Annotated in this window: 1 protein-coding gene; it reads right to left on the reverse strand. The window is 65.8% G+C overall.

All coding sequences use genetic code 11. The features are described from left to right. The coding region (locus VXC91_RS46635) for an NADP-dependent phosphogluconate dehydrogenase (protein WP_329513371.1) at positions 1-557 on the reverse strand (557 nt) is incomplete at its 3' end. Between the last annotated feature and the right edge of the window lie 49 nt (positions 558-606).

A 606-nucleotide genomic window follows, 5' to 3' on the forward strand; every position in this document is an offset into this window, starting at 1 on the left:
TCCAGCAGTTCCCAGCCCTCGGCGTAGGCCTGCATCATGGCGTACTCGATGCCGTTGTGGACCATCTTGGAGAAGTGTCCGGCGCCGACCCGGCCGGCGTGGACGTATCCGTAGGGTCCTTCGGGTTTGAGCGCTTCGAAGATGGGCTGGAGGCGTTCGACGTGTTCCTTGTCGCCTCCGACCATCAGGGCGTAGCCGTTCTGCAGGCCCCACACGCCGCCGGAGACGCCCGCGTCGACGAAGCCGATGCCCTTGATGCCGAGTTCGGTGGCGTGTTTTTCGTCGTCGGTCCAGCGGGAGTTGCCGCCGTCGACGACGACGTCGCCGGGGGTGAGCAGGTCCTTGAGTTCGTCGATGACGGCCTGGGTGGCGGCGCCGGCCGGGACCATCACCCACACCACGCGTGGCGCCTGGAGCTTTTCGACCAGTTCGCCCAGATGCTTGACATCGGAGATGTCGGGGTTGCGGTCGTAGCCGATGACGGTGTGGCCCGCGCGGCGGATCCGCTCGCGCATGTTGCCGCCCATCTTGCCAAGGCCGATGAGTCCGATCTGCATGTCAGTTCACTTCTTCCTGAGCTCGCGGTACGTGGCGACGAGGGCTTGG

The sequence above is a fragment of the Streptomyces chiangmaiensis genome, assembly GCF_036281785.1.
Lineage (GTDB): Bacteria > Actinomycetota > Actinomycetes > Streptomycetales > Streptomycetaceae > Streptomyces > Streptomyces chiangmaiensis.